Raw genomic sequence first — 21,020 nt, forward strand, 5'->3', positions numbered from 1 at the left:
TCAGGGGAGGTCGGGCAGGAAGGGGCTGGGGCGGCCGTGCCAGGAGATCGTGAGCGAGTCACGGGCGCGGGTGGCGGCGACGAACAGCAGGGACCGGGCGCGCTGCAGCTCACGGCGGTACCGCTGCGGGTCGCTGGACCGGTAGTGCGCGACGTACGCCCTTGGCACGGACCCCTCGGAGACACTGGCGATGACCATGTGCTGGTACTCCAGGCCCTTGAAGCGGTGCATCGTGCCGATGTGCACGACGTCGTCGAGCTTCGGGCCGTCGGGACCGATCGCCGCCGCCGGGATGCCGGCGCGGGCGAGGCGGCGTTCGACGTCGGCGACCTGGCTCCGGTCGGGAACGCAGATGGCGATCGACGGACTGGGGCCGTCGATGAGGTCGCTGACGCGGGCGGCGATGGCGTCCTGCTCGGCCTCCCAGGTGGGCGCGGACAGGAAGGAGGGCCGGGGGCCGCGGAGGACGGACCGGTAGCCCGTCAGCTCGTCGGTGCCGTCGTCGAGGTCGTCCCAGGACTCCTCGCCCAGCAGTGCCAGCGCGGAGCCGAGGATCTCGTGGGTGGTCCGGTAGCTGAGCGTCAGTCTCGACGAGCGGCCCCGGATGTTGATGCCGAGACTGCCGAGCGACACGTAGTTGTCGTAGATCCGCTGGTGGGTGTCGCCGACGAGGAAGATGTCATCGGGCCCGGGCGGGACCATGGCGCGCAGCATCTTCCAGTGCGCGGCGTTCAGGTCCTGGGCCTCGTCGACGACGACGTGCCGGTAGCGGTGCCGCAGCCACGCTCCGGACTGGTCGGCGCGGTGGATGACCTCACCGTGTTCGGCGCGGTCGGCCTCGTATTGCTCGACCTTCGCGGCGCCCTCGATCTGGATCCGGGCGGCGCGTTCGGCGACCTGCCGGTAGGTCCAGAGGTTCTTCTCGTCGAGGCGCATGACGAACTTCTCGACGAGCTGCCAGATCTCCGCGCGCTGTGCCCGGCCGAGGTTGCGCCCTCGGCCGGCCCGTCGTGCGCGGAAGTACTCCGTGCGTGAGTTGACCGCTTGGCCGAGGATGACGTGGCTCCACTCGGCGTGCAGGAATTCGGCGTCCCAGGTGCTCTCGCCGAGTTCCGTGAGCAGGTCGCGCCACTCTTGGACGGCCTTGGCGTCTTCCAGCCAGCGGCGTTTCCCGCCGGGTTCGGCTTCGGTGACGATCTGGGTGGCCAGCTTGTCGATGTTGATGATGTCCACGCGGTCGGCGATCTCCTTGCCGCCGAGTTCGAGGAGGCGTTTACGCAGGTCGCCTGCGAGGTTCTTGTTGAAGGTCGTCAGCAGGACGGGCCTGTCGTGGCCGGGTCCGAGGCGTTCGACGAGGTGCTTGACCCGGTGCAGGGCGACGATGGTCTTGCCGGTTCCCGGGCCCCCGCTGACGCGGGCGGGGCCGCTGTAGCGGCGTTCGACGAGCTTGCGCTGGACGGGGTGCAGGAACACCTTCCAGCCGGCGAAGTCGCCGTCGAGGACGGCCTGCAGCTCGGTGTCCTCGCTGGTGACGCGCGTCGCGGGTCGGGTGAGGGCGGTCGCGTAGTCCTGGGCGTCGACCGGTTCGTCCGCCTTCTCGGGGGTCGTGACCTGGTCGAGGACCTCCTCGAAGCTCTTGCCCTCGTATAGGCCGAGGAGGACCTCTTCGGTGAGCGCCGGGGCGTACTCGACCAGGCCGAGCAGCTCCTCCTCCGTGGTGATCTTCGCGATGAGCGGCAGGAGCGGCTCGGCGACGCCGAGCTCGCGCAGCTGCTCGTCGGTGTACCGGGCGAAAAGTGGTTCCGGCCTGGCGGGGCGGGCCTCCTCCTCGCGGCCGGAGACGCTGTTCTCGACTGTGGTGAGGTCGACGAACTCGATGCCGCCGGTCACGGGGTTGATCTGGTACGCGTAGCGGTCGAGGTTTTCGTAGACGTCCTTGCGGTGCCGGACGGCCACGAGGATGTAGTCCTGGCCGCCGGCGTGCAGCAGCAGGGCACGGTAGTCCTGGGTCACCCGCGCGGAGTACAGCCGCGAGTCGCCCTGGAGCTGTTTGAACTGCAGACCCGGCGCGTTCGGGTTCTTCTTGAACTTGCCGTGGAACTCGTAGATCGCGCCCTTAATGACCCGAGGGAGCTTCTGGATCTCCTTGTCGGCCTTGTGGAGTACCCGCAGCGTCGCCTGCTCCCGCTCGGTCATGATTCCTCTCCGGTGAGACGGTTCAGTTCTTCGGCCGTCCAGTCCGTCGCGGTCCGTACGTCCCATCCCGCCGCCGCGTAGGCCGCGAAGCAGTCGGTCGTCTCCTGGTCGTCGCCGGCCAGGATGACGCCGATCCGCGCGGCGGGCCAGGCCAGCTCGGCCTGCCAGGCGTGCTCGCCCAGCTCGTAGCCGACCTCGGGGGCGGCGACGCCGGCCGTGATCAGGCCGCTGACGAGCTCGGCCAGCCCAGGTTCGTCCGGATCGAGCAGGTCCAGGACCTGGGCCCACGCGGCGTCGGGCGCCTGCTCCTCACCGGCACCGGATTCGGTGGCGACCCCTCCCCCGGTCCCTCCCCCGGAGCCTGATCCGGAGCCGGGGCCGGTGGTGACGCCCGTCCCCCCGGCCGACGATCCGTCCCCGGGCGGCTCCTCATCGTCGAGCGGCAGCAGGCTGAGCGAGCTGAGGAGACCGGCGCCGCCGGTCACGGCGAGCGCGGACGGGTCGAATCCGGGAAGCGCGGTGTGGGCGAGCTGTCCGCCGTCGCCGCCGCCGTCCGTGAGGAACTGCAGCAGGTTGCCCCAGTAGAGCCAGGCCCGCCAGCGCAGCCGGTGGGCGGCCTCGCCGGTCTCGATCGTGGCGGCCCGGTCGTCGATCACGGCGAACGCCGACCAGGTCCGGTCGGACTCGCGTACGACGAGGGTGACCGGGCAGCCGGCCTCGTCACGGCCCCGTCCGATCAGGAGGTCGCCGGGCACCTGCGCCGGGAGCGGGTCGCCGCGGAGGGCGGCCAGGACGCGTTCGCCGACGCCGTCGGGGCCGGACCTGGTGTGCTCGAGGCCGGGGTGGCGGAGCATTCCGGCGACGGCGGCGACCGCGCGCCGCTGCCAGAGCCGCCGGTCCGGGTCGGCGAGGAAGGCGAGCAGGGTGTGGACCGGGTTGGTCCAGATCAGGGCGGGGAGCTCGGCCGGGTCGCCGCCGAGCTGGAGGTAGACGCCCTGGGCTGCGCGCTGCGCGTTGCCCTGGTACGGCCGCCAGGCCGGGGTCCGCGGCGGCTCGCCGGTCTCCCATTCCCGGATGTCGTCCCAGGTGAACTGGAAGACGTACCGGCCGTGGGCGCGCAGCCGGGCGCGCTTGTCCGCGTCGTCGGCGAGGCGGTTCACCGCCGGCGCGGCGTGGTACTCGTAGCCGTCGAGGTAGACGGCGATCTCCAGGGGCGCGGCGTCGAGCCGTTTGAAGACGACGTCGGGGCGGGTCTCCCGGATGGTGTTCTGCAGGATGACCCGCCAGTGCACGATCGACCCGTCGGCGGCGGTGAGGCGCAGGTCGGCGGTGCGCCGGTCGTTCATCCGGCCGCCGAGGCCGAGCGTCCGGTCGTCGCCCGCGGCGGCCCACGCCTTCAGCAGGGCGAGGAAGCGCGCCTCGAGCTCGCTCTCGACCTGGTCCCACAGGGAGATGTCGTCGGTACTGCCGACGGGTGCGACGTCCCAGCCGTCGAGGAGTTCGTGCAGCATCTCGACGGCCAGGCTGCGATCGGCCAGGTCGAAGTCGTCGCCGCCCACGTGGGAGAGCAGGCACCGATGGCAGGCGGCCTTGCCCTCCTCCTCGGCGCAGGGGCAGTTCGCCACGACGTCGAGCGCCGTTTCGAGGACCTGCCGGAAGCCGTGTTCGGACGCCATGCGGTGCAGGTAGCCGGTGCCGCCCGGCAGTGAGTCGTGCAGGACGACGTAGCGCCGGCGGTGGCCGGTCGGCGGGTCGGGCATCGTGGCGATGACGACGCGCAGGTGGTCGGGGTCGCCGCCGTAGACCTTGGCGACGCCGGCCATGAGCGCCGCCTGGAAGGTGACGGTGCGTTCGGCGAGCATGGTCGTCGCCGCCGGGACGAGGATGCGCAGCGCCTCGGTGTGCAGTTCGTGGGCGAGGATGAGCGGGACGTGCCGGACGTCCGCGCCGCGCCGCTGCGGGCACCAGGGCCGGTGGTGGCCGGGCGTGGAGTCGTAGCCGGAGCCTGTGGTGCCGTCGAGGTGCCCGGCGGTCTGCGGTGGCCCGGACGCGGTCGCGCCGCCGCAGGTGGTGCAGACGTGGACGGGGTTGATGCGCTTCAGTTCGCCGGCGAAGGGGTCCCCGGCGGGTCGGTCCATGCGGGCGGCGCCGAGGTTGAAGGTGCGGACGACGGCGCGCCGGGCGAAGTCGACGCCGAAGGTGCGCCGGGCGTGCCGCCAGGACCCGGTGGCGATCTCCTCGGCGGGGATGTCCACGGCGACGGCCTGCTCGTAGTAGCCGCGCTGCCGTTCGTCCTGGTCGTCGCGGATCTTCGCGTCCTCGCGCAGGTCGTGGGCGGTGACACGGGTCGGGACGAGCACGTTGTGCAGGGCGCTGCTGTCGCCGATCTTCTCGTTGTGGCAGCGCGGGCAGGGGGTGGTGTTCTCGACCGCCGAGGTGGTCCGGATGTACCCGCACTCCTGGCAGACGCGCCACTGTCCCCAGGCGGGCCGGTTCTCCGAGCCGATGTCCAGGCCGGAGATCTCGTGCTGGTAGCCGCGCACGTAGAAGTGGTTGCCGGGCGCGAACTCGGTCAGGGCGAGGGCCGCGGACCGCTCGTACTCGCGGACCTCACCGTGGTATCGCTTCTCGTCCTCGCCCTCCTCCTCCCAGGTGAGGGTGGCCTCTAGGGCGGTGCGCGTGTCGATGAGGGAGTAGTTCGGCAACAGGCCGAGGTCGACGAGCGCGCCGTGCGCGTCACTGCGGCCGAGCTCGCCGATGCGGTTCTGTACGGCGCGGCGTTCGGCGCGCAGTTCCCGGCGGCGGGCGCGCTGCTGCGGGTCGGATTCCACCATCGCGTCGATCGCCGCGTCGATCACTGCGAGGCGGGCGCGCAGGTCGTCGAGGCGGTCGTCCCACTGCCGGGCGGCGGTCCGTACGGCGTCGGTCAGTCCGCCGGTCGCGAACTCGCGTAGCCGCGCCGCCGCGTCCGCGCCGACCGCGTCGCCGAACAGGGCCAGGGACCCGTCCGCCAGCGTCTCGCCGTGCTGGACCGCGACCTCGGCGAGGCCCGCCAGCCAGCCGGACTCGCCGAACAGCGGCGACGCGAGGCGGGGCAGTGGCAGCACGCCGGGCAGCCGGTCGCGGGCGGCCAGGTCGAGGAGGTGGGCGGTGTACTGCCGGCGCAGGATCGCGATGGCCGACAGGTAGCAGCCGGGCGGCGCGATCTGCCCGTCGATCATCTGCAGCGGGTCGGCGAGGTAGTACCGGTCGCGGGGCCGCCGGCCGACGAGGGTGAGCACGAACGCGTTGCCGGTGCGGCGCCCGGCCCGGCCGGCGCGCTGCACGTAGTTGGCGGGTCCCTTCGGCAGCGACCCGAGGATGACGGCGGACAGGTCGCCGATGTCGATGCCCAGCTCCAGCGTGGGCGTCGCGGACAGGACGTTCGGGTCGCTGTAGCGGGTGCCGTCGCGGAACGCCCGTTCGACCTTCTCCCGCTGGGGACGGGTCAGCGCGCCGGTGTGCTCGGCCGTCACCACGCGGAACGGCGTACCGCGCAGGTAGAGCCGCCGGTAGTAGTCGTCGGCGTACTCGTGGACGTCGCGGACGCGCAGCCGCCCGGGGCAGCGGTACCGCGGGCAGGGCGCGTCGAGCCACTCGCGCATGGAGCGGGGGTGGACGGTCTGCTCCCAGTGGCAGACGTCGCAGCCGACGCCGGACTCGGCGACCCGGTCCTCGTCGAGGAGGCGCACCTGGATGTGGCCGGGCCGCAGCCCGTACACGACGGTGGCGCCGTCGGCGGCGGTGCGCCGGGCGATGACGGCCTCGTCGGCGAGCAGGTCGAAGACGCGGCCGAGGTAGTGCGCGGCGTCGTCGGGGCCGAGGCCGAGGCAGCGGCGGGTCCAGTCCTGGTACCAGTTGTGCCGGCCGGGGATGGTGTCGAACTCGCTGCGGTCCTTGCGCCGGTCGAGCAGGAAGCGCGGCGCGGCCAGGCCGCGCGGGAAGGCGGGCATGCCGTCGGGTCGCTTGCCCCAGATGGTGCCGTAGCGGCGGGTTCCGGCCTGCGCGATCCAGGGTTCGAGCCAGGCGTGCTTGACCGCGCCGCGCATCCGCAGCCGCTCCAGCAGCCCGCGGATGAACACGGCGTACGTCTCGGGCTCGGGCAGGCCGGTGAGCCGCGCCGGGCCGCGCAGGTGCAGGTCGCGGGCGAGCGCGGCGATCCGTTCCGGTTCGTCGAGGATGACCTCGGCGGCGGCCGTACGGGTGAGTTCGAGGGTGCGGCCGAGGCGGGACCGCAGACCGAACTCCATGACGGTGGCGAAGGCGAGGCGTTCGCCGATGAGGTCCCAGGTCTTGTCCGAGCCGCTGCTCTCCCCCGCGAGCAGCGCGTCGACGTCCTCGCGGTCGTGCAGGTCCGGTGGGACGACCGACGGGAGGTACTGCGGTTCGCACGCCTCCTTGACGACGTCGGAGATCAGCTCGTTGAGCGGCCTGGGCAGGCCGGGTTCGAGCGCCATGGCGAGGAGCAGCCGCAGCGAGAAGCCGTACGACCGGTTCGCCACGAACCCGGCCCGGTGCGCGGCGTCCTGCACCGAGTCGTTGAACAGCAGGGTCTTGCGGTTCTCGGCGTCGAGCTGACCGCCGCTGAACAGTTCGGTGATGGCGACGGACGCGAGCGCGGCCAGTCCGGCGCCGAGGAAGCGGGTGCCCTGTTCCATGCCGCAGGCGGGGCACTGGTCGCGTTCGGCCGCGCGGTTCGCCTCCTTGGTGTGGGCGAGGTCGGCGAGGACGAAGACGTCGCGGAAGTCGCTCTGCTCCGCCCGCCGTGGGTCGCCGGGGTCGAGCGGCCGCACGTGCCGCCCGTCGGCCCGCAGCACGAGGACGGCGGGCCCCTCGCGCCCCTCCGCCTGGGCCTGGACCTCGTTCGGCGTGGCAGTGATCAGCGGCCGTACGAGCTTCTTGTCGGACGTCACACCGGCGCGGTAGATCTTCGCCGGCTCGGTGACGAGGTCGTGCGGGTCCTTCTCCGGGGAGATCGCGGCCCACCCGGACCGGCCGCAGTGGCGGCAGTAGACGGCGGGGAGCAGTTCGCGGCCCGCGCCGAGGACGGTGGACTCGGCCTCCAGCGGCGGCGGCGCCTCGCCGTACCAGGCGAAGCCGGGTTTGCGGCCGACCGCGCGCAGCAGCCGCGACACCGACCGAACCCACAGGTGCGTCTGGATGTGCAGCAGCGGCTCGTCCGCGTCGTCGGGTTTACGGGCGATCGACAGGAGCGCGACGTACCGCGCGAGCGCGGCGGCGGCCTGCCGGGGCTGCAGCCGGATCGCGGTGCCCCAGTTGTACGCGCCGCGCCGGGGCAGCTGTTCGAGGATCTGCCCGAGCGTGCTCGGCTCGCCGCCGAGCACGTCGAGGACGGCGCTGGTGAGGATGTGGCGGCGCAGGACCGCGCCGAGCTCGGTGGCGGACAGGTCCGCCCGCCCGGTGACGGCCTCCATGATCCGCCCCATGGCCTCGTCGTCGCCGTGCGGATCGGGGATGACCGCGAGCTCCTGCGGGTCGGGCAGCGGGAGGGAGTAGTCGATGTCGTCGATGAAGTCGTCGGTGCTCGCGCGGTCCTCGGTGATGACGGAGTCCGCGTCGAACGGCGTGCCGAACACCGCCTCCGCGACCTCGCGGATCTTCGTCCCGTCGCCCTCCCCCAGCGTCGCGCTGGTGGCGACCGGGCAGATCCGCCCGAGCGGCCGGCCGGGCTCGCTGCGCCCGGTGGCCGCCGCGAGCCGCCGCAACAGCATCGCGACGTCCGTGCCCTGCGCTCCGTCGTAGGTGTGGAACTCGTCGACCACGACGTACGCCGGCTCGGCGTCCTCCCACAGCGGCAGGTCGTCGGCGCGCTGCAGCAGCAGGTCGAGCATCTTGTAGTTGGTCAGCAGGATGTCGGGCCGGGCGCGCCGGATTTCGCCGCGCCGGGTGAGCACCCGCGGGTACCCGGTCTCCGGCGTGTCCCCGATGTACAGGCCGGCGGTGACCCCCTGCAGGCCGGGCAGCTCCAGCAGCTCGTTGAGCCGGTGCGCCTGGTCGGTGGCGAGCGCGTTCATCGGGTAGAGCAGGATCGCCTTGACCCCGGTCCGGCCCCGCCGTCCCTCCCGGCGGCAGTGGTCGAGGATCGGCAGCAGGAACGACTCGGTCTTCCCGGAGCCCGTCCCGGTGGTGATCAGCGTCGGCCGCGCCTCGCCGTGCAAGGTGCTGAGCCGCTCGAACGCCTTCGCCTGGTGCGCGTGCGGGTCGAAGTCCGGCTTCGTCCACTCCAGGTGCCGCTGCCACCCGTCCGCCGCCTTCCGGAACGGCGTGCGGATCCGGAGGTACGGCCCGCGGAAGATGCCCAGCTCGGGATGGTCGAGGAAGCGCGCCAGCCCGTCGCGTACGTCCTCGTCGGCGAGCGCGAACGTCGTGGTGAGGTACTGCGTGAGGTTCCGCCGGACCTCCTCGGCGGCAAGGGTAGGCCTCACCGCGCGCCCGCCCCGGCCAGGTCACGGCCGTACGGGAACCAGCACCGCCCGGCCCGAACCCCTGGTCGATCGACACCAGACCGCATCCGCACCGCACCCGTCAAAGCACTCTCCGCAATCACCCAAGAGATCGCATTACCCCGCAGCCCGAGAGGTTACGCGGCTTCCCCCTGATCGGAAAGTGCTCCGCGGTCTTGCGGTCCGACGACCGTCGGCTCTCTCACCACGGAGCCGCGCCTTAGATCTAGCCAAGGCTAACTTTTTGTGACGCTATCATTACCGTGTGCGAGCGAATGTCTACGTCGACGGCTTCAACCTGTACTACGGCTGCCTCAAGGGCGCGCGGCACAAGTGGCTGGACCTCGACGCCCTCTCCCGCCGCCTGCTGCCGCAGCATGAGCACATTCACCGGATCCGCTACTTCACCGCCCAGATCGGCAGGCGTACCGACGATCCTCAACGGCACAACAGGCAGCAGATCTATCTCCGGGCCCTCAGGACGATCCCTCATCTCGAGATCCACCTGGGGCGCTTCCAGCAGACGACCGTACGAATGCCTCTGGCCGTCCCGCCCGTGCAGGGACCGCGCACCGTGGAGGTGATCAAGACGGAAGAGAAGGGATCCGACGTTAACCTCGCGACTTATCTCGTCGCGGATGCGTTCCGCGGCGACTTCGACGCCGCCCTGGTCATCACTAACGACGCCGACTTGGCAGAGCCGATTCGTCTCGTTTGCCATGAACTGCGGCTCGTCGTCGGGATTGCGAGTCCACATCCTCCCCATCGACGCAGCGGAGCGCTCAGGCAAGCGACGCCAACGTTCTTCCGGCAGATTCGCCCGAGCACGCTGCGCGCCTGCCAGTTTCCCGACCTGATCAAGGATGGCCAGGGCCTCGTGCAGGGGCCACTGATGTGGTGACATGACAAGGCCCCATCCGAAGGATGGGGCCTGACCCACCAGCCTAGGCGAGTGGGGCGATTGCTCTTATTCAATCGCATCCGGACCGCATCCGTCAACGCACGCTCCGCAGTCACCCAGCAGGTCGCCTTCCCAAGCGGCTGCATAGGGGTTCGATGACGCCGGCCGAGGTCCAGCATCGGCGCAGTGCCGGTCGGCCTCGCGATGGTCGCGGGCCCATGATGCGGCGCCAAGTACTCGGCTGCGCAGTGAGACGGCTGCCAACCGCAAGCGACGGCCGCCGCCGGGCGGAAGCGGCCGGATCAGACGCGCAGGCCGTACACGGTGTTATTGCCGGAGTACGAGTAGCAGTGGAGGGCAACGGTGCCGTCGCCGGTGATGCCGACCCGCTGCGACATGCCGGCGTGGCAGCTCCACAGCAGGCGCCCGGTCTCGGCGTGCACCGCGTAGGTCATGTCGTAGGAGCTGGTCAGGTAGACGACGCCACCGAACGGGCCCCACGCACCCCGGAGATCCTTGCCGCCGTCGAATCTCCAGGCCAGGGTGTTCTGCCCGAACGCGGCCTTCCAGCGGATTCGGCCGGTCCCGGCGTCGAGCGCGTAGAGCGGCGTTGATTCCCGACCGCCCACGTAAACGGCGTCGTGGGTGGCCAGCGGCCGGCGAGGCGCCTGCCGGCGGCGAATCGCCACCGTTCCCTTTCGCGGCCGAGATAGACCCGTCCCATCCCGCCGGCGCCCAGGCGACCGACCAACGCGTACGGACCGACTCGCGCGGGGTCTTCCGGCGCGAGCGACTCCACCACACCCCCATACGCATACGATCACCCGTAAGCGGCACCGGACTTTCCGGGCCACCATAGCGATCATCATTCCATCGGACGATCGGGGCAGATGGTGACGCGGTCGCATCTTCGACGGCCCACCGGCCGAAGTGACCGATCTTCCCGGCGCCCGGGTAAGGGCAGAGCGGGCGATCAGTCGGCGACATCTACGATGTTCGGTCTCGGCCACCCTTGATGTGGCCTCGGCTCAGGTGACGGTGCCTTTACCGGCGAAGTCTCCTCGGCCTCTCATATTGGGCAGGCAGGAGACCGAAACCTCGACGACGCTTGTGTGACCATCCTTGACGTGCGAAAGTCCTGACAGAGCCGTCGGAGCAGATAAGGAGCGCGCCGTGTCTCGCCCCTGGGAAGCCGATCACGGAGCCCGGTTCAGCCGTCGCCTCGGTAAAACAGCAGCCGAATTAGGGAACAGCCGCACCACGAACGACTGCCCGGACATCTGGGAACTCGACAACGGCGACATCGCGATCGTCGGGCGCGACATGACGACCGTGTTCGCCGACCGGCTGCCTTCCGACGTCCGGATCGGAGTCGATGAACGGCTGGTCGTCATCCCTGGGAACATGCTGCGTGCCGCGAAGCCGGACATCCCGGATGCTTGACCGCATACATCGGATCCCAGGGAAGACACTCGATGTCGCTACCTACCATGCCGTACGGCGTGCGGAGACCGAGCGCCTGACCGGACCCATCTGGAAGCTCGAGCGTTCGCAGTACTTCCACGAGCCCGATGACGACCCCAGCTGGCAGGCGTTCGTCGCGGACGACTGGCCGCGGGTGCACGCCGTGTTCGAGAGCGAGCGGGCCGACGCGCGGGCCGAGGTGGAGAGCTACGCACGACAGGGCAGTGAGCTTCGCCGCCTGCGCATCGTCGAGCGGCCGGTGTCGCGATATCTCCTCTGGGAGATGCAGTGGTTCAAGATCTTGGCCGAGGAGGGAACCGCGATCCGCGTCCTCGACGCCGGAGACATCGAAACCCTTGAGCGCGACGGCGTCCTTCCTGAGGTCGTGGTCGACGAACACGCGCTCTACCACGTCCGGTACGACGAGGAGTGGCGGCCTTGCGGGGCCAGGCGAATCGACGACCCTGACGTGATGCGTCAGGCCACCACGGAACTCGCGGAACTATGGGAGTTGGCGGAGCCGTTCTCGCGGTATTTCACTCGTGAGATCATGACGCTCCTGCCATCGGCCCCGTGAGGGCCGGACCCCCTGAAGAGGTATGAGCCGGCGAACCCGTAACCGGAGCATCAGAAGCACGCTCACCACCGCCGTCCTTCTGCTGATCGCCGCGACGGCCGTGGCGCTCATCGGCATCTCCCCGATCGCGCTCGGAGTCTTCCGCGGTCCGACCGACAGGTGGGAACGATTCAGCTTTATCGGCCAGACCTACGGCGCGGCGTCAGCCATCGTGTCGGTGCTGGCGTTGGTCGGCATCGTCCTGACCTTGAGCTATCAGGCGCGTGAGACGAAGCTCGCCCGTGAGGAGACCCGGCGCCAAGCGGTCGGCGATCTCCTCAAGATGGCGATGGAGGATCCTGACCTCGACGAGTGCTGGGGACCGATGCCAGAACCGGACGACCCCAAGACCCGCAAGCAACTGCTCTACACGAATATGATCATCGCTGAATGGTCGCTGTCCTACGAGACGAGAGCACTTCCGGAAGCCCGCCTGCGTGCCATCGCGAACGAGATGTTCCAAGGCCAGGTCGGACGGAACTATTGGAAGGGCGCCCGCGAGGCACGGCTCTCAACGTCGGCCAACCGCCGGGAACGGCGCTTCCACGAGATCCTCGACGAGGAGTACGAACGGGTCCAGCCTCCGCTGCTCACTCGGCAGGTCCGTCCTGCATCGCCGATCACCGTTGTGGCGACGGCGAAGGAACGCCTGTCGTGGATGGCGCTCGGTGTCGGCGCCACAGTGCTTTATCGGGCGTTCTTCCGGCGTCGCGATGTTGACAGGGGAAGGTGACGGAGTGGAATCCCCCGGTGGGGACCGCCAGGAGGCAGGACGGCCACGAGGGCTCGCGGTACCTCGTGGGCGCTCCGGCTCAGCCGCAGTGCACCTTGTTGTACACGCGTAGCCGTTGTCGGTCTTGCTCTGGGTATCGATCTGAGCCTTGAGGTCGATGCACTGGCCGGCGGCCGAGACGTAGACCGGGCCCGCGCAGTACGTACTGCCGGAGTCGTAGGCGAGGGCACAGTTCTTCCCGGAAGCGGAGCTGTAGTAGAGCTAACCTCGCGCTTTCACGCGAGCTCTGGACGATCTGATCGTTTACATGAGAAAAGTGCCTCTGAGCTGGGAGGATCGGGCTTGTCGAGAGTCCTGTCCACCCATGCTGAATGGCACTTTTCAGGTGCAGCCTACCGGTCGCCGCCCCAAGATCACGGTGTCTTCGGACGGTAAGGGAATCGTCGGTCAGGCCGGGGCCTGCTGCTGATGGAGACGTTGCGGGTCACCGGGCTGGATCAGGGCCTGTCACAGGCGCTGGAGCGGTGGCGGCCGTCCCGGGCGGTGCATGACCCGGGCAAGATCATGTGTGATCTGGCGGTGATGCTCGCGTTGGGCGGGGACTGCCTGGCCGACATCGCCATCCTTCGCGCTGCACCGGAGCTGTTCGGGTCGATTCCCTCCGACCCGACGGTATCCCGGCTCAGCGGGCGCTGCACCACCGGTTCGAGACCGTCGATGGCGTTGCCAAGGCGCTTGCCCTCCTGGAGGACCACGGCTATATCGTGACCAATGGAGGAGATCGAGTGGCTGGCCCCGCGCGGCGGCGCGTACGCTGGGCCGCGGGAGCCGACGAAACGGTGGGTGAGTGCATGTCCTGGGTACCCAGCGTGGCCGCGCGGCTGTTAACCGCCGTTGTCCTGCTGAGTTCTGTGACTGGGTGCGAGGACGGTGCCGGGCGGGGAGCGTCGACATGCGCGCCGCCCGTGCTGACCCTCAAGATCGGCTCCTGGACCCGCCAGCTCGGTAGCTGCGCGGGCCAGTACCAGGATCTGGGGTCCACGACGCTCAAGCCGGGCGGCACCATCACCGCGGACATCCCTCGTGCTCCTGGTCTGGGTGCGCTGCCGTTGCCGCAGAGCAGTGCCCCCGCGGTCGTCGCCGTCGTCTCCCGTACGCCTGACGGGCGCCATGAACGATTTCGTGCCATGGCGCCCGGCGCGGCAGTCCTGCTCGTACGGACTTCGTTCTGCTCACCGCCCAACTGGGCGGCGACGCCTTCGCCTCCCGGGGATTCGGCGGTGCCATGGGGGCTGTGCCGTGTCCTCCACGTCGACGTCACCGGCGGCTGAGGCGCGGCGTCAGCTCACGAGCAGGCCTTCCAGGTGTTCTTCCACGCGGTGGAGCTGGAGCCGCTCGTCGGGAAGTTCGCCGGCACCGACAGGAAGTTCCCACCGGCATCGTCGGTCATGTTGACCTGGTTCCAGTTGGGATACTGGTAACCGGGGACGACGTCCCCGTCCTGGTCGTTGGCGATCTCGGCGTCCAGGAATTGGCTGTACTTCGACGAGGGTTGCCGCAAATTCACGTTCTTGCCGTTGACCTGCGATCGTTCGGCGATGGTCTCGGCATATGTTCCGTCGTAATAGTCGTCGGCGGTGCCGACAGGGATGCCGTTCTGGTCCTTGATGATGCTCCACGGGCCGAGCGTGACCAGCTTGTTGGTGCTCAGGTTGTAGACCTGGAACGCGATGGTGTGACCGATCGGATCGTAGTAGGTCATCGCCTGGACCTTGTTCCCGGCGGACACTTTCATGTTGGTCACGACCTGCTCGTTGAGGGTCTGGGACTTGCTCTGGTTCAGCGCCTCCCACCACACGTAGTCATCGTTCGGCCCGGTGCCGCCGAGGTTGTCCACGCCTACCTGCAGGAGTCCCCACTTCGACGGGTTCGAATTCCAGCCGCCCAGCCCCGACCAGATGTTGTACGACGACGCAGTGGGACATGCCGCGACGAAGGTCGGTTCGTTCCACTGGACGAAGGCCGAGGTGAACGCGGGGCTCCCGGTCGCCCGGATCGCCAGGCCTCCCGACCAGCGTGGGCTGGTCAGCGGCGCCGACGCCAGAGCGGTGCCGCCCGCGCGGGACGTCGGGGGAGGTCCAGCGGTCACTCCGGTGTTGCTGCACATCTCGGGCGTGACGTAGTCGATGTGGCGGTGGGGGTAGAGCCGGTTCCACCGTTCGCGCGCCGGACCGCTCGCCGGTCGCGGCGGGAATCCGTAGAGCCGGAGCTGTGAGTCGGTGGCGGCGTGCGGGTCGAATCCGGCCGGCGGCACCACCACTTTCATGCCATTGGCGCCACCGCCGAAGACGCGGACCTTCCCGGAGTCGCTCTGGGCGGCGCTTCGCCGGCCTGCGGCGTCGATGGAGTACGTCTCCCGCACCGAATACTTCTTGCAGTTCGGCGGCGCCACGTCGCCGGACCGGGCACTCGCCGTGGTGGCACCAAGGGCCGACGGTGCGGCCGTGGCAATGAGCGTCGTCGTGACGATGGAGGAGAACGCTAATAGTTTGGCCGATCTCATCAGTTCCGTGCCCCGTTCGTCGCGTGGTCCCTGTGGAGGGACTCATCGCTACGGATCTTCCTCGCCGCATGCCGGACTATCCATCTAATGTCCGCATATGGTCATTTACATAAGGCTGAAACTCGTCGTCACTAAGTGCCTGACCAGCGACATTCGGCGGCGCCCGACAGCCAGTGTGTCGAGTGCTCGTCGTGCGGACGGCCGAAGGCGGATCGTCCCGGTATCGGCGGGTATACGGGCGAACCCGGGAACGCGGCCCCCGTCCAGTAGGTGGAGGGCACCTCAGTCTGGTCGGCTATCGCGCTCCGCCGGAACCTCGCCGCCGTGGACGAAGCACACGGTGACGGTGGATCGAGGAGTCTTGGCCGGGACCGGACACGTCGCCATCGAGGTCGAACTCCCGCGCTGCGCTGTGAGGACACGATAGAAAGACGTGGAACGACCAACCGGCGTCCCAGCGCACATCCCCACTCCAGAGCGGAAAGGAGGCGACCGAGGTGGACGGCTCAAGCGACGTCATCGCTGATCCGCACTACTGCCTGCCCATCTATCACAAGGCGGAGGCCGCCCACATCATCGATGTGCCGGCCCAGACCTTCAGAAATTGGTCGATGGGGTACGCCTACAAGCGGATGGATGGTTCCCAGGTCGTCTCCGCGCCGATCATCACCACCCTAGAACCGCCTCGCCCCCACGGTGTGAGCGTTCCCTTCGTGGGGCTTGCCGAGGCGTACATCGTCTCCGCGTTCACCAAGGCCGGTGTTCCGATGCAGAGGATTCGTCCGGCGGTCCTCTGGCTTCAGGAGCACATCGGCCTCGAGCAGGCGCTCGCCAGCGAGCGGCTCCAAACCGATGGCGCTGAGGTGCTCTGGGACTTCGCCAAGCAGTCGCCGGACCCCGCCGACCAGGACACGGTCGAGGATCTCGTCGTCATCCGTCGCGAAGGCCAGCAGGTGTTCCGGCCGGTGGTACGCGACTATCTGACGCGCGTCAGCTATGACCGCGGCTGGACCCGCACCATCCACCTTCCTCAGTACCCGGACGTAGATGTCATCGTCGATCCTTGGTTGAACGGCGGCCAGCCGACTGTGGCCGAGCGTGGAGTTCGCGTCGCGGACATTGTGAACAGGCTCAAGGCCAGAGAACCTGCCGAGGACGTGGCGTACGACTACGACCTCACGCTCGGCCAGATCGAAGCGCTCCAAAGGGCGGCTTAGCATGGCGAGCGAAGCGACCGAATCCGGGCTGCGCTTCTTTCTCGATCGAGGGTTAGGTTCCCGAATTGTCCCGCAAGCGCTACGAGAAGCCGGCTGGGTCCTCGAGACGATGGATGAGCGATATGGGAAGAGCGAGTCAAAGTACATCGAAGACACCCGCTGGATCGAAGAGGCGACTCTGATCGGCGACATCTTGCTCTGCAAGGATGTCGCCATCGCCCATAACCCGCTCGAAGCGCAGGTAGTCTATATGTCAAGCGCCAAGGTGTTCGGCTTGTCGAACGCGAACATCGTAGGGCGGACCATGGCCGACTGGTTCCTGGCAAACGAAGCACGCATCATTGATGCGGCATTGAAGGCAGAAGGACCATATATCATGGCCGTCAACCCGTCGTACGGACTACGGCGCCTGAAACTAGCGTATCCGCCGAGGTAGTACTTGCCGGGAAGTAGCTAACCTGCCGTACGCGCGCTTGCGATCAGCTCTTCCGCAGTGATTTCGCGCGTTTCGCTCGGCCCGCTTAGCGGCAGCTCTGTGACGGATGCAGGTTCCGGCCACATAGGGCCTCGACGTTCGGTCTTGGGTTTCAAGAGGTCGGCGACGGTGACGAGCTTGATGTCGAGGTTCTCGTGCCATCGGGCTCGAGCAGCCTCCTCACGGGCCCCCTTGGTGAAGCTGAAGGCGACGATCCATCCGGTCGTTGATCTATCACGCTTCACCGCCGTCTCGAATTTATCCACGACATCGCGCCCGACGCGATCCGATTGCTTCACTTGGATGGGATCGTGAGTAAGGAAGGTGTACCCGTCGATTCCCATGTCTCCGGTCTTGCGCGGAGAATTCACTCCATAGAATTGCTGAATCACCCAGTTCTGAAACTCGAACGGCTTCAACTGACGGAGACTCTCTACCGTGGAGGGGAGTCCAACGAGCTTCGGCGACTTCGTGCCAGCGATTCGCTTCAGGCGGCGAGCCATGATGTTAACGGCGGTCGGACTGATATCGATACCGATCCAGCGACGACCGAGTTTCTGTGCGACGGTGACGGTTGTGCCACATCCACAGAAAGGATCGAGCACAGTATCCCCGCGATTCGAGCTTATCGAGATGATTCGCTCAAGAAGCGATTCCGGCTTCTGCGTAGGATATCCGAGCCGCTCGGCGGCACGGCTGTTGAGAGGAGGGATGTCCGTCCAGACATCCCCGAGCGGCTTCCCCCTCTGCTCATCGAGATAGCGCTTGAGCCTAGGGACACGACCAGGGGCGGTCTGGACAACGACGCCGTCTCGGTACGCTTGCTCCATTCTATCTCTGGTCCATCGCCAGACCCGGGTTACACCGAGGAACTCATAAGTGAGATTGGGACGATCCGCATTCGGATTAATGAGGCTGGTCAACTGATAACGCCGCCCACCCTCATCCACGAGAGAGTACTTCTGCTTGGTCTTTTCATCGAGGTCATCCGGATTATAGGGGATGAATGAGGACTCCTTGTTCCAAGTCGACTTGTCACTTTTTGCATACACGAGGATGACGTCATGATTCGACGGGAATCGGCTCGTAGACAACGCTTTTTGCCGCAGTCCGCTTCCAAATGATCTCATTGCGGAAGCAGGATGACCCAGCGAGTTCATCGAGCATCACCTTGAGGTAATGGCTTGCGTGTGGGTCGCAGTGCAGGAAGAGAGTTCCCGTAGGTTTCAGGGTGCGCCAGAGCTCCATGAGACGGTCGCGGAGCCAACCAACATAGACGTGGATTCCTCCTTCCCAGCGATCCTCGAAGGATCGGACCTCGGCTTCGTCACCCCAGATCACCTCATATACACGGTCACTAAAGAACGGAGGATCTAGATAGATCAGGTCTACTGATTCAGCAGGGAAGGTCGCCACGCGAGGTAGATTGTCGTCACAATAGAGCACGCCGGTCTCAATCGCTGGCACCGTTGGATCGCCTCCGCGCTCGTTAGGACGAGCTCACCCAGAGCCCGTTGATTGGTGCTCTGGGTTCAGCTAGTCCGATCGCGATTGTTGACCTCGCCACGTCGAAGGCCAGAGAACTGCGCGAAGACTGGCCCATCGCGATGCCTGCCGGGTGGTCCGTCGCTGCCGCCGGGATGAGGATTGGCCACGGCATCCTCCGTTGGGGTTCCCTGCCATCATCACCAATTCGAAAGAATACTTCAATGACTGTGCCGCATCCGGCCATTGCGACAAGGCCATAGTTTGCGCGCGCGTTCCGACTGCAGGGGCGAGAGGAGGTCGTTCCGATGAACGGGGCCAACGAATCGAAGCCGATCAGCGCGCAGACGACGCTGACGGCCGCGGTATGGCGGCTCGTAACGTTGAGCCCCGGCGCGGACGTACGGGCAGCCGACATCTGCCGGTCATTGCCCACTCAACAGGTGCCGCCGTCCTGGATCACGGCACAGGGACGTCTCCGTGATCTTCCCCCGAGAGGGTCATCGTCGGCCGAGCGTCCAGATCCGGGTCGGCCAGGATTCGTGCCGTGGCGCGCCATTCCACGATGACGCGATACAGGTCGGCATGTACGTCCAGGCCGGCCGTGTCGCGAAGGGCATCCACGAGATCAGCGACGAACTCACATACCTCGTCGGCCGAGAGATGCTGCGCCCATGGGAACACCTGCGGGACAGCGACCAGGACGGCGCGAAATCCTTCGTCGCTGCCGGTCAGCGCGCCGAGCAGGCGAGTGGTCACGTCGGCGGTCCCCTGCCGCTGCCGGTCGTGACGCTCGGTGGTGAGGTACAGGTCCTCACCACCGAGTCGCGTGACACGAACCCGCTGAGCACACTCGACGGCCTGGGCCACTCGCCAGAGGTTCTTCGACAGCTCGGAGAACGGAACGACGGGAGGCGACGCAGCCACAGGACGTTACTCCGATCGAGAGACCGAAGAAGCGTCCGTCATCCGATCACCCCGGAGGCTGACCCGGCCGGTTGATCGAAGAGGACGAACTCGGCTCGTACGGTCTTGCCGGTCGTGGTGGGGTGGATGGTGAGGCGGGCGAGTTCTTCGGCGATCCACAGGCCGAAGTGACCGACCTCGCCGGGCAGGTCCTGGACCGGCAGTTCGGGTGAGGCGTCGGCGATCTCCAGAATGACGGTCGGCTCGGGCTCTTTTCGTACGGTGACGGTCAGGGTGACCGGGGCGTCCCCATGGGCGATGGCGTTGGTGACCAGCTCGCTGGTCACCAGGACGGCATCTTCGACCAGGTCGGCGTCCCAGCCGGCCAGCACGGTGCCGACCAGGGCGCGGGCGGTGATGACGGCCGCGGGGTCCTCGTCCAGCCGGCAGAACCACTGCCGCTGCTCGTACGTGGTGCGGGGGTCGTTCTCGGCGTACATGGCGTGACCCTCCTGGGGGTGATGCCGTGACCGGCCGGGTGCCGGGCGGGCCCGGCCGGTCACGGCGAATGCGTGTCAGCGGCCGGGGCAGCCGAGAACCTGAATGATGCGGGCGGCGGCGATGTCGACGTTGTCGACGTGCGCGATCCGGTCGCCGAACGACCAGCGGAACCACCACAGCCCCGCCACGTCGGCGCCGAGGCGGATGTCGTCGTTGAGCGGCGGCGCGTACGGGTTGACCACCCGCACTAAACCCGCCTGCCCCGCCGAGACGATGACGCGGGCGTACCACCCTTCGCCCCGCAGCCGCTCGGCGAGCGCTTCGAGGTGGCGATTCGGATCACCGAGTGGAAGATCCGCTCGGGCGTGCCTGCCCGAGCCATGACATTCAGCCATTTGCCCCCGCTCCGTAGTTGAGCCGTGACAGCATGTGTTCGATCGCACGCTAGACCAAGAACCGTGATCTCACAAGCGAAGGGACCACAATGAGCGCATCACTCGTCCTCCGACGTCGTCTCGCTGGCGAACTGCGAGCCCTCCGCCTGCAGACCGGCCTCTCCCAAGAGCAGGTCGCGGAGTACCTGGACGCCTCCGCCTACAAGATCGTCCGGATCGAGAACGCGCAGAGCTCGATCGGCATGAGCGACCTGCGCCAGCTCCTGACCCTGTACAAGGTCGACGCGGAGACCCGCGACCGCCTCATCGACCTCGGCCGCAACGCCCGCAAACGCGGCGGCTGGTGGTCCTCCTACCGCGACGTCCTCCCCGGCCCGTACGTCCAACTCGAAGCCGAAGCATCGCTCATTCGCAACTATCAGCCCAGCATGGTCCCCGGTCTTCTTCAGACGCCCGACTATGCCCGCGCGGTCGTCCAGTCATCGAGCCTCGCCATCAGCCCCGACGAGATTGAGCGGCGAGTCACCGTGCGCATGAAGCGGCAGGAACGCCTATACGATGCCGAGAATCCGCTCGAACTCCACGCCCTGATCGATGAGGCCGTCCTGTACCGGCAAGCGGGAGAGGAGCGGGTCATGCAGGCTCAACTGGAGCACCTGATCGAGGCCGCCGCCCTCGACAACGTCAGTCTCCGGGTGCTGCCGTACGATGCGGGTCTCTACCCCGCCGTCGGCAACCCATTCGTCATCCTGACCTTTGCGGAGTCCGTCGACCCTGACGTCGCACTATGCGAAAACCGTGTCGGCGAGAAATACTTCCACGACGCAGAGGAGGTCTCTGGATTCCATGCGGACTTCCGACAGATGACCAAGGTCTCCCTCGATGAGGCCGCCTCGGTTAAGCTCATCAAGAGAACGATCACTGAGGTAGGGACGCAGAGATGATCATCCAGCTGGACTGGCGGAAGAGTAGCCGGTCAGACACAGTCGGCAACCAGTGCATCGAGGTAGCCAGCGTCAAGCTTTCTCAAGGATCTGCCGAGTAGTACGGCGACGATCCGCTGTG

19 protein-coding genes are annotated in these 21,020 nt (G+C 67.7%); 10 read left to right on the forward strand and 9 right to left on the reverse strand.

Features of this window, described 5'->3' with window-relative positions; translation table 11 throughout:
* Together NE235_RS04320 and NE235_RS04325 are read right to left on the reverse strand one after the other, a co-directional pair.
* Positions 1 to 2,196 carry a UvrD-helicase domain-containing protein gene (locus NE235_RS04320; protein WP_252799571.1) on the reverse strand — a complete coding sequence of 732 codons (2,196 nt, stop codon included), beginning with the start codon at positions 2,194 to 2,196 and terminating at the stop codon, positions 1 to 3.
* Positions 2,193 to 8,681, reverse strand: coding sequence for a DEAD/DEAH box helicase (locus NE235_RS04325; protein WP_252799573.1), 6,489 nt, complete (start codon positions 8,679 to 8,681; stop codon positions 2,193 to 2,195). The genes NE235_RS04320 and NE235_RS04325 overlap by 4 nt, the downstream gene beginning before the upstream one ends.
* Before the next feature lie 283 nt (positions 8,682 to 8,964).
* Between NE235_RS04325 and NE235_RS04330 the strand changes: the two genes are divergently transcribed.
* Positions 8,965 to 9,600, forward strand: a complete 636-nt coding sequence (locus tag NE235_RS04330) for an NYN domain-containing protein (protein ID WP_252799575.1) — start codon at positions 8,965 to 8,967, stop codon at positions 9,598 to 9,600.
* Positions 9,601 to 9,902: 302 nt separating this feature from the next.
* Here NE235_RS04330 and NE235_RS04335 read toward each other — a convergent pair whose 3' ends face one another.
* On the reverse strand, positions 9,903 to 10,289 hold the full coding sequence (locus NE235_RS04335) for a PQQ-binding-like beta-propeller repeat protein (protein ID WP_252799958.1): 387 nt from the start codon (positions 10,287 to 10,289) through the stop codon (positions 9,903 to 9,905).
* A 484-nt stretch (positions 10,290 to 10,773) separates the two neighbouring features.
* Between NE235_RS04335 and NE235_RS04340 the strand changes: the two genes are divergently transcribed.
* The 5 genes from NE235_RS04340 to NE235_RS04360 all read left to right on the forward strand — a co-directional run bounded on the left by NE235_RS04340 (position 10,774) and on the right by NE235_RS04360 (position 13,744).
* Positions 10,774 to 11,043 (forward strand): hypothetical protein, encoded by a 270-nt coding sequence (locus NE235_RS04340; protein ID WP_252799577.1) that lies wholly within the window; start codon positions 10,774 to 10,776, stop codon positions 11,041 to 11,043.
* Positions 11,012 to 11,641, forward strand: a complete 630-nt coding sequence (locus NE235_RS04345; RefSeq protein WP_252799579.1) for a DUF6879 family protein — start codon at positions 11,012 to 11,014, stop codon at positions 11,639 to 11,641. The genes NE235_RS04340 and NE235_RS04345 overlap by 32 nt, the downstream gene beginning before the upstream one ends.
* 22 nt (positions 11,642 to 11,663) lie before the next feature.
* The gene (locus tag NE235_RS04350; protein ID WP_252799581.1) at positions 11,664 to 12,413 is read left to right on the forward strand and encodes a DUF6082 family protein; all 750 of its coding nucleotides are present in this window, start codon (positions 11,664 to 11,666) and stop codon (positions 12,411 to 12,413) included.
* Positions 12,414 to 12,881: 468 nt separating this feature from the next.
* Complete coding sequence (locus NE235_RS04355; RefSeq protein WP_406567534.1) at positions 12,882 to 13,181, forward strand: transposase; 300 nt, start codon at positions 12,882 to 12,884, stop codon at positions 13,179 to 13,181.
* 197 nt (positions 13,182 to 13,378) lie between these two features.
* Positions 13,379 to 13,744 carry a hypothetical protein gene (locus tag NE235_RS04360; protein WP_252785909.1) on the forward strand — a complete coding sequence of 122 codons (366 nt, stop codon included), beginning with the start codon at positions 13,379 to 13,381 and terminating at the stop codon, positions 13,742 to 13,744.
* A 14-nt stretch (positions 13,745 to 13,758) separates the two neighbouring features.
* On the opposite strand, the gene NE235_RS04365 is transcribed toward NE235_RS04360, so the two are convergent.
* Positions 13,759 to 14,976: a hypothetical protein gene (locus NE235_RS04365; RefSeq protein ID WP_252799583.1), complete on the reverse strand. Its 1,218-nt coding sequence runs from the start codon at positions 14,974 to 14,976 to the stop codon at positions 13,759 to 13,761.
* Positions 14,977 to 15,473: 497 nt separating this feature from the next.
* Here NE235_RS04365 and NE235_RS38070 point away from each other — a divergent pair, with 497 nt between their 5' ends.
* Both NE235_RS38070 and NE235_RS04375 read left to right on the forward strand, forming a co-directional pair.
* Complete coding sequence (locus NE235_RS38070; RefSeq protein ID WP_252799584.1) at positions 15,474 to 16,193, forward strand: DUF433 domain-containing protein; 720 nt, start codon at positions 15,474 to 15,476, stop codon at positions 16,191 to 16,193.
* 1 nt (position 16,194) lies between these two features.
* Complete coding sequence (locus NE235_RS04375; protein WP_252799586.1) at positions 16,195 to 16,629, forward strand: PIN-like domain-containing protein; 435 nt, start codon at positions 16,195 to 16,197, stop codon at positions 16,627 to 16,629.
* Positions 16,630 to 16,646: 17 nt separating this feature from the next.
* Here NE235_RS04375 and NE235_RS04380 read toward each other — a convergent pair whose 3' ends face one another.
* The 5 genes from NE235_RS04380 to NE235_RS04400 all read right to left on the reverse strand — a co-directional run bounded on the left by NE235_RS04380 (position 16,647) and on the right by NE235_RS04400 (position 19,955).
* Complete coding sequence (locus tag NE235_RS04380; RefSeq protein ID WP_252799588.1) at positions 16,647 to 17,828, reverse strand: DNA methyltransferase; 1,182 nt, start codon at positions 17,826 to 17,828, stop codon at positions 16,647 to 16,649.
* Positions 17,731 to 18,135 (reverse strand): DNA methyltransferase, encoded by a 405-nt coding sequence (locus NE235_RS04385; protein WP_252799590.1) that lies wholly within the window; start codon positions 18,133 to 18,135, stop codon positions 17,731 to 17,733. Before NE235_RS04385 ends, NE235_RS04380 begins: the two co-directional genes overlap by 98 nt.
* Positions 18,136 to 18,612: 477 nt before the next feature.
* A complete protein-coding gene (locus NE235_RS04390) occupies positions 18,613 to 19,023 on the reverse strand; it encodes a hypothetical protein (RefSeq protein WP_252799592.1) in 411 nt (136 codons plus the stop codon).
* 95 nt (positions 19,024 to 19,118) lie between these two features.
* The gene (locus NE235_RS04395; protein WP_252799594.1) at positions 19,119 to 19,559 is read right to left on the reverse strand and encodes an ATP-binding protein; all 441 of its coding nucleotides are present in this window, start codon (positions 19,557 to 19,559) and stop codon (positions 19,119 to 19,121) included.
* 75 nt (positions 19,560 to 19,634) lie between these two features.
* On the reverse strand, positions 19,635 to 19,955 hold the full coding sequence (locus NE235_RS04400) for a hypothetical protein (RefSeq protein ID WP_252799596.1): 321 nt from the start codon (positions 19,953 to 19,955) through the stop codon (positions 19,635 to 19,637).
* 89 nt (positions 19,956 to 20,044) lie between these two features.
* Between NE235_RS04400 and NE235_RS04405 the strand changes: the two genes are divergently transcribed.
* A complete protein-coding gene (locus NE235_RS04405; protein ID WP_252799597.1) occupies positions 20,045 to 20,899 on the forward strand; it encodes a helix-turn-helix domain-containing protein in 855 nt (284 codons plus the stop codon).
* Positions 20,896 to 21,000 carry a DUF397 domain-containing protein gene (locus tag NE235_RS38570; RefSeq protein WP_406567535.1) on the forward strand — a complete coding sequence of 35 codons (105 nt, stop codon included), beginning with the start codon at positions 20,896 to 20,898 and terminating at the stop codon, positions 20,998 to 21,000. Before NE235_RS04405 ends, NE235_RS38570 begins: the two co-directional genes overlap by 4 nt.
* Positions 21,001 to 21,020: the final 20 nt, after the last annotated feature.

The organism is Actinoallomurus spadix, from assembly GCF_024055725.1.
GTDB classification, from domain to species: Bacteria; Actinomycetota; Actinomycetes; order Streptosporangiales; family Streptosporangiaceae; genus Actinoallomurus; species Actinoallomurus spadix.